Here is a 6,914-nt window from a genome sequence, read left to right as displayed (position 1 = left end):
GTCATCGCCGTCATCGTCTGGAAGGCGGCCATCGACAACGGCGGCTCCATCCCGACCGACGGCCCGCCACCCCCGCCCCTGATGCTGGAGACCTTCCCCCTGCTGCACCTGTGGTTTCTCTGGGTGCTGCTGCTCTTCTATGCGGTCTTCCTCGTTGTCCGCCTGATCGGCCAGCGCATCGACCGCAACGGCACCCTCGCCAAGGGTCTGGACCGCCTGACCAACATCCTGATCGGCCCATGGACGCCCGCCGTCCTGGCCGCGCCCCTGGCCCTGGCCTTGTGGCTGACGCCGGACTGGATCGCCTTCTTCGGCATTCCGACGCCGGACAAGGGGTTCGTGCCCAATCCCGCCGCCGTCGTCGCCTTCGGCCTCAGCTTCACGCTCGGCATCCTGCTGGACCGCCGTCGCGATCTGCTGCCCCGGATCGAGCGGCTGTGGCCCCTGTTCACCCTCGTGGCCCTGGGTACGGGCACGGGTGCCCTGATGATCTCGGGCGGGCCCATCCCATCGCTGATGCCGATATCCGATCCGTCGGCGAAGGCCTTCGCCGCCGCCGTCTATGCCTTCGCCGTCTTCACCGCGACCTTCGCCGCCATCAGCCTGTCGCTGCGGTTCATGAGGGGCTACAGCGCCGTGCGACGCTATCTGGCCGACGCCTCCTACTGGATCTATCTGATCCATCTGCCGCTGGTCATGGCCGGACAGGTTCTGATGCTGGAGGTCGCCCTGCCCTGGTGGGGCAAGTTGGGGGCCGTCATCCTCGGCGTCATGGCCGTGTCGCTGATCACTTACGAACTGCTGGTGCGCCACACCTTCGTCGGCAAGGCGCTGAACGGCCGGCGCGTCCCGTGGCGCAAGCCTTCCGTTCCCCACGCTGTGCCCGCCGAATAGCTTGCCAACAGGAACCGGCTCGTTCACCTCATGGACGAGCCGGTTGCCGGAGACACCCGCATGCCCACCCCGCCCCGCCTGCACTCCGCCGAAGACGACCTGGCCTTCATGCGCGCCATCGTCGAGGGCGGCGGCAAGCCTCAACTGACCCTGGCCGTCGCCTATCTGGCCGGCGGGCTTCTGTACGGGCTGCAGTGCCTGTTCCACATCGGTCAGGCGACAGGCATCATCGTCTGGCCCGACCTGGCAAATCTGGCCTTCGTCATCGGCATCAGCGTCGCCTTTCTGAGCGTCCTCGTCTGGGCCATCCGCAAGGACAAGGCCGACGGCGTCGGCGGCACGCGCGGCCCCCTGGCCACCCGTATTCTGAACGCTGCCTTCAGCAGCGCGGGCATGGCCAATGTCGCCGTCATCATCATCTTTGGCGTCGGCGCCATGCGGGACCAGGACTTCGCCGTCTGGCTCTACTATCCGGCCGTGGTCTTCTGCCTTCAGGGGTCTGCCTGGCTGCTGGTCTATACCTTGAAGCGCAAGCCCTGGATGCTGGCCACCGCCATCGGCGGCTGGGTCACGGCCGTGGCCCTGGGCCTGCTGGTGCGTCAGGTCGACTGGTATCTGGGGGTATGCACCGCCGCCCTGTTCCTGCTCTTCGCCCTGCCCGGCTGGATCATGTTGCGCGACGCGCGTGCGGCCAGGCGGGCCTGACGCATGGGCCTGGCCGACCTCGGACGGATCGACGACGTCATCCACGGCCGCCTGCGGCTGGGGATCATGGTCTATCTGGTCGATGCCGACACGGCTGATTTCACCGAGCTGAAGAACGCGCTGGAGGCGACCCAGGGCAATCTGTCGGTCCATCTGAAGAAGCTGGAAGAGGCCGGCTATGTCGCCATCGCCAAGAGCTTCAAGGACAACAAGCCCCTGACCCGCGTCTCCATTACGCCTGCGGGCCGCAAGGCCTTCGGCACCTATCTGGATGCCATCGCCGGACTGATCGGCGGCAAGGGATGAGCGTCGGTTTGCGCTCCCAATCCCGACCGAGGGTCATGGGCATCGTCAACGTCACGCCCGACAGCTTCTCGGACGGTGGCCAGTACGATTCGGTCCAGGCCGCCATCGCTCACGGCCTGAAGCTGGCCGAACAGGGCGCAGACATCCTCGACATCGGCGGCGAAAGCACCCGGCCCGGTGCGACTCCCGTGGACGTCGACACCGAGATCGCCCGCACCGCCCCCGTCATCGCCGGGCTGCGCGATGCCGGATGGTCCGGGGCCATCAGTATCGACACCATGAAGCCCATGGTCGCCCACATCGCCGTCGCCGCTGGGGCCAATATCTGGAACGACGTCACCGCCCTGAGCTTTGCGCCCGACAGCGTCGCCACCGCCATCGCGCTGCAATGCGACGTCGTCCTGATGCATATGCAGGGCCAGCCGCAGACCATGCAGGACGCCCCGCAGTACGACGACGTGGTCGCCGAGGTCGCCGACTGGCTGGCCTTGCGGGCCGGAGAGGTCATGGCCGCAGGCCTCGCGCCCGACCGCCTCTGGCTGGACCCCGGCATCGGCTTCGGCAAGACCGCCGCGCACAACCTGGCCCTGACCCGAAACCTGCATCGCCTGACCGCCACCGGCCTGCCCATTCTCTACGGAGCCAGCCGCAAGCGCACCATCCAGTCCATCGACGCGACCGCCACCGACGCCGCAGATCGCCTGGGCGGCTCACTGGCCCTGGCCCTGGAGGCCGCCCGCAACGGTGCCGCCGTTATCCGGGTGCATGACGTGCGCGAAACGGTTCAGGCGCTGAAGGTTCAGGCGGCGCTGTCGGCCATCGACAGTTGAGCCACTTTTCTTTCTAACTAACCGCTAGCTACATTTTGCCGGTAAGGACGAAGCGTGAAAGCTCTGATTGCAGCTGTAGTTTTATTTTACAGTCCAGAATCCAGCCATCCATCTTTGTGGCGATGCGATCCAGAAACCAAAGTCTCCTGTCTTGACGGAGTTTGCACGTCCGTCGATCTCACGACTTTTATCGAAGTTGATTTTGCTCTCTGGAGTTATGCCCGATGCACGGACGAAGGCTGTTACGGCGGGCAAGAAAACGACTGGCGGGAATACGGGGGAGAATTGGTCGTTGGAGCCTACTACCTGCCGCAAACGCTGGTTCTGCAATCTGAGAACACATTCGTGGATACGGCCTATCAGGGTAATCAGGTTTTTATCAGCACCGGGAAATGCGAGCCCATCGCAAGAGATGGGAACACGTCAAAGGCCGCTGCGGGAATACTGGAAACCTATAGGATTTTTAGGGCAACGCAGGACGCAGCCAACGCCGCAAACTAGGCGTCCAACCGTTCCACGCCGACACGCTGACCGCTTGCCCTGATCGCCGCCATCGGCCATCTCAGGATCATGTCCGCCCACACCCCGCCGCCCCCAGCCGACCTCGGCCGCGTCCTGATCATCGCCGGGTCCGATTCCGGCGGCGGCGCTGGGATTCAGGGGGACATCAAGGCCGTCACCATGCTGGGCGGGTTTGCTGCCACGGCCATCACCGCCATCACGGTCCAGAACAGCCGGGGCGTCCACGGCGTCCATCCTCTGCCGCTGGACCTCATCGAAGAACAGGCTCGCGCCGTGCTGGACGACATCGGCACCGATGCCGTCAAGACCGGCATGCTGGGCTCCATCGCCGTGATCGAGCGGGTCGCCGCCATCCTGGACACCACCCCCGCCCCCGCTGTCGTCGACCCCGTCATGATCGCCAAGGGCGGCCACCCCCTGCTGGACACTGACGCCGTCGCCGCCGTCCGCAGCCTGATGATCCCGCGCGCGGCCCTGCTGACCCCCAATGCGCCGGAGGCCGAGGCCCTGACGGGTCTGACGATCACCGATCTGGACGGCCAGCGTCGGGCGGGCGAGTTCCTGCTGGGCATGGGGACAAAGGCCGTGCTGATGAAGGGCGGACATGTGCCGGGCGAGACCGTCATCGACGTCCTGATCACCCCGACCGGCGAGACCCTGCTGGAGGCGCCGCGCATCGAGACGCGCCACACCCACGGCACCGGCTGCACCTTGGCCAGCGCCTGCGCCGCCGGTCTGGCGCGCGGCCTGCCGCTGGAAACCGCCGTGGCCAACGCCTGGGCCTATGTCTCGGAGGCCATCCGGCGGGCACCGGGCCTGGGTGGCGGTCACGGGCCGCTGGATCACGGCTGGCCCGTGCGCGACCTCTGAGCATGGACGATTTCGAAGGCCGCCTCGTCGCCATCGTCCGCGCTCATCCCGAGTTGATGCAGGTCCTGACCACCATCCGCGCCCTCGCCCTGCCCGACTGGCGCGTCTTCTCCGGCGCGGTCTATCAGGCCGTCTGGAACCACCAGACCGGCCGCGCGATCGGCTATGGCATCAAGGACTACGACCTGGGCTATTTCGACCCTGACACCTCATACGATGCCGAGGACGTCATCATCCGCCGCGTCGGTGCCGCGTTTGAGCCGCCGCTGCGCGACCTCGTCGAGGTGCGCAATCAGGCCCGCGTTCACCTGTGGTTCCACGACCGCTTCGGCGAGCCCTATGAGCCTCTGACCGAGACCGATCAGGCCCTGTCCCGCTTCGTCGCCCCGGCCTTTGCTGTCGGCATCCGGCTGGAGGCTGACGACCGGATCACCGTCGCCGCGCCCTTCGGTCTGGACGATCTGTTCGACATGACCCTGCGCCCCAATCCGAACCGCCCCAAGGCGAAGGGCTGGGACAGGGCGGTGGCCAGCGCCCGCGCCCGCTGGCCCGAGCTGACCGTCATAGACGACCGTGGCTGAGGTCTACGAATTCTTCGCCGGCGGTGGCATGGTCCGCGCCGGTCTGGGCCCCGACTGGACCTGCCGGTTCGCCAACGACATCGACGCGAAGAAGGCCGCCGCCTATCGCACAAACTGGGGAAGCGATGCGCTCCACCTGGGCGACGTCGCCGACATCACGCCTCATCAGCTGCCCGGTCAGGCCGATCTGGCCTGGGCCTCCTTCCCCTGTCAGGACCTGTCGCTGGCGGGGACCGGGCGCGGCTTGGCAGGCCACCGGTCCGGAGCCTTCCACGGCTTCTGGCGCGTGATCCAAAGTCTGGCCGCCGACGACCGCGCGCCCGCCATCGTCGCCATCGAGAATGTCTGCGGCACCCTGACGTCACGCGGCGGGGCCGACTTCGCCGTGCTGATGCGCACCCTGTCAGAGGGCGGCTATCGCCCCGGGGCCGTGGTCATCGACGCCGAGCAGTTCCTGCCCCAGTCCCGGCCCCGGCTGTTCGTCATCGGCCTGCGCGACCGCGTCGCCCTGCCCGATCGGCTGCACAGCCCCGGCCCGCAAGGCCCCTTCCACACGCCCGCCGTCATCCGCGCCGTCAGCACCCTGCCGCCCGACGTCGCCGCCCGCACCCTGTGGTGGTCCCTGCCCGAGCCTCCGCCACGCACCCTCATCCTGACGGACCTGATCGAACCCGACGGCCCCGCCACCCCCTGGCACACCCCGGACCAGACCGCCCGCTTGCTGTCCCAGATGAGCCCGCTGAACCTTCAGAAGCTGGCCGCCGCCCGCCGCACCGGCACCCTTACCTGGGGCACCGCCTACCGCCGCACCCGCCAGGAGAACGGCCAGCGCATCCAGCGGGCCGAGGTCCGTTTCGACGGCATCGCGGGCTGTCTGCGCACCCCCGGCGGCGGCTCCAGCCGCCAGATCCTGCTGGAAGTCACCGGCGACCGCCTCCGCTCGCGCCTGATGTCCCCGCGCGAGACCGCCCGCCTGATGGGTCTGCCCGACCGCTATCGGCTGCCTATGGGCCAGGGCGACGCCCTGCACCTGACCGGCGACGGCGTGGTCGTGCCCGCCGTGCGCCACCTGGCCCGCCACCTGTTCGAGCCGATCCTCAGCTCCGTCAGGCGCTGAACGCCTCAGTCCGCGTAGATCATCTTGCGCGTCATCCCGCCGTCGACGCTCAGCACCTGACCCGTCACGAACCCCGCCCCGGCCAGGTACAGCACCGCCTGCGCGATATCCTCGGGCCGCCCCACCCGGCCGACCGGATGCTGCTGATGATCGACCGGCCTCAGGTCGTCGTCATCGGTGATCCAGCCCGGCGCGATGGCATTGACCCGCACCTTCGGCCCCAGGCTGATCGCCATGGCATGCGTCAGCGCGACCAGCGCCCCCTTGGAGGCGGCATAGGCCTCGGTGTTCGGCTCCGACATGAAGGCCCGCGTGGAGACCATGTTGACGATGGCCCCCGCCCCCTCTCCGACGGCTTCCAGCAGCGGTATCGCCGCCCGGCTCATCAGGAAGGCCCCGGTCAGGTGGCTGTCCGTCACCTTGCGCCATTCGGCCAGCGACAGCTCGACAAGCGGCCCGCGATCCGGCTGGGCGATCCCCGCATTGTTGACCAGCAGGTCCAGCGCCTCCCACCCCAGCTCGGCAAACGCCGCCTTCACCGACGCTTCGTCCCCGACGTCACAGATCACCGACCGTGTCCCCTCCGGCCCGGGCTTCAGATCGAACGCGGCGACGGTCCAGCCGTCTGCGAGCAGGGCCTGACATATCCCCCGGCCGATCAGGCCCGCGGCTCCGGTGACGATGGCTGTTTTCATGAGGCTGAAATGGCGCGGGCGGCATCCGGTTCCGGCCCGTCACCGGGCACAGGCGAAGCGCCCGCCTTCACCGCTGGCGCAGGCGATACACCCCGCCCGCATAGAAATAATAGATTTCCGCCCCTTCCGTCCCCGGCTCCGGCACCGCCTCGGGCTCCAGCCCCAGCTCGGCCCTCATCTCGGCGCGACCTTCGCGATAGCCCTTGGTCTTCAGCGCCACCTGCGCCGCGGCGGTGGCCTTGCGGGCCTCGCGCATCCGATCCCAGTACTCCTGCTTGTCCGGGTCGGGCGGGGCATCGGGATCGATCCCCATCACCTCGGCGCAATATTCGGGATCGAAGCTCACCCGCACAATGTCGTTCAGGGTAAAGCCGCCCCGCCCCGGCCCATCCCC

General features: G+C 67.9%; 10 protein-coding genes. 8 read left to right on the top strand and 2 right to left on the bottom strand.

Annotated features, from left to right (window positions below; all coding sequences use genetic code 11):
- From JHC81_RS13030 to JHC81_RS12995, 8 genes are all read left to right on the top strand, one after another.
- On the top strand, positions 1 to 894 hold an 894-nt coding region (locus JHC81_RS13030; protein ID WP_292175366.1), incomplete at its 5' end, for an acyltransferase family protein.
- 60 nt (positions 895 to 954) lie between these two features.
- Positions 955 to 1,599 carry a hypothetical protein gene (locus JHC81_RS13025; RefSeq protein ID WP_292175365.1) on the top strand — a complete coding sequence of 215 codons (645 nt, stop codon included), beginning with the start codon at positions 955 to 957 and terminating at the stop codon, positions 1,597 to 1,599.
- A 3-nt stretch (positions 1,600 to 1,602) separates the two neighbouring features.
- Positions 1,603 to 1,905, top strand: a complete 303-nt coding sequence (locus JHC81_RS13020) for a transcriptional regulator (RefSeq protein WP_292175363.1) — start codon at positions 1,603 to 1,605, stop codon at positions 1,903 to 1,905.
- Between the two features lie 35 nt (positions 1,906 to 1,940).
- On the top strand, positions 1,941 to 2,735 hold the full coding sequence (folP, locus tag JHC81_RS13015; protein ID WP_292175361.1) for a dihydropteroate synthase: 795 nt from the start codon (positions 1,941 to 1,943) through the stop codon (positions 2,733 to 2,735).
- 54 nt (positions 2,736 to 2,789) lie between these two features.
- Entirely contained in the window at positions 2,790 to 3,236 is a 447-nt protein-coding gene (locus JHC81_RS13010; RefSeq protein ID WP_292175359.1) for a hypothetical protein, read from the top strand.
- Between the two features lie 69 nt (positions 3,237 to 3,305).
- A complete protein-coding gene (gene thiD / locus JHC81_RS13005; protein WP_292175357.1) occupies positions 3,306 to 4,127 on the top strand; it encodes a bifunctional hydroxymethylpyrimidine kinase/phosphomethylpyrimidine kinase in 822 nt (273 codons plus the stop codon).
- 2 nt (positions 4,128 to 4,129) lie between these two features.
- Positions 4,130 to 4,708, top strand: coding sequence for a nucleotidyltransferase family protein (locus JHC81_RS13000; RefSeq protein WP_292175355.1), 579 nt, complete (start codon positions 4,130 to 4,132; stop codon positions 4,706 to 4,708).
- The gene (locus tag JHC81_RS12995) at positions 4,701 to 5,825 is read left to right on the top strand and encodes a DNA cytosine methyltransferase (protein ID WP_292175353.1); all 1,125 of its coding nucleotides are present in this window, start codon (positions 4,701 to 4,703) and stop codon (positions 5,823 to 5,825) included. The genes JHC81_RS13000 and JHC81_RS12995 overlap by 8 nt, the downstream gene beginning before the upstream one ends.
- Positions 5,826 to 5,830: 5 nt before the next feature.
- Here the strand turns inward: JHC81_RS12995 and JHC81_RS12990 are convergent, their stop codons facing one another.
- Positions 5,831 to 6,520: an SDR family oxidoreductase gene (locus JHC81_RS12990; RefSeq protein ID WP_292175351.1), complete on the bottom strand. Its 690-nt coding sequence runs from the start codon at positions 6,518 to 6,520 to the stop codon at positions 5,831 to 5,833.
- A gap of 67 nt (positions 6,521 to 6,587) precedes the next feature.
- A partial coding sequence (locus JHC81_RS12985; protein WP_292175350.1) for a hypothetical protein occupies positions 6,588 to 6,914 on the bottom strand: 327 nt, incomplete at its 5' end.

The sequence above is a fragment of the Brevundimonas sp. genome, from assembly GCF_016463295.1.
Classification (GTDB): Bacteria; Pseudomonadota; Alphaproteobacteria; order Caulobacterales; family Caulobacteraceae; genus Brevundimonas.
The sequence above is the reverse complement of the archived record's forward strand: the minus strand, read 5'-3'. Positions and strand labels throughout refer to the sequence as shown.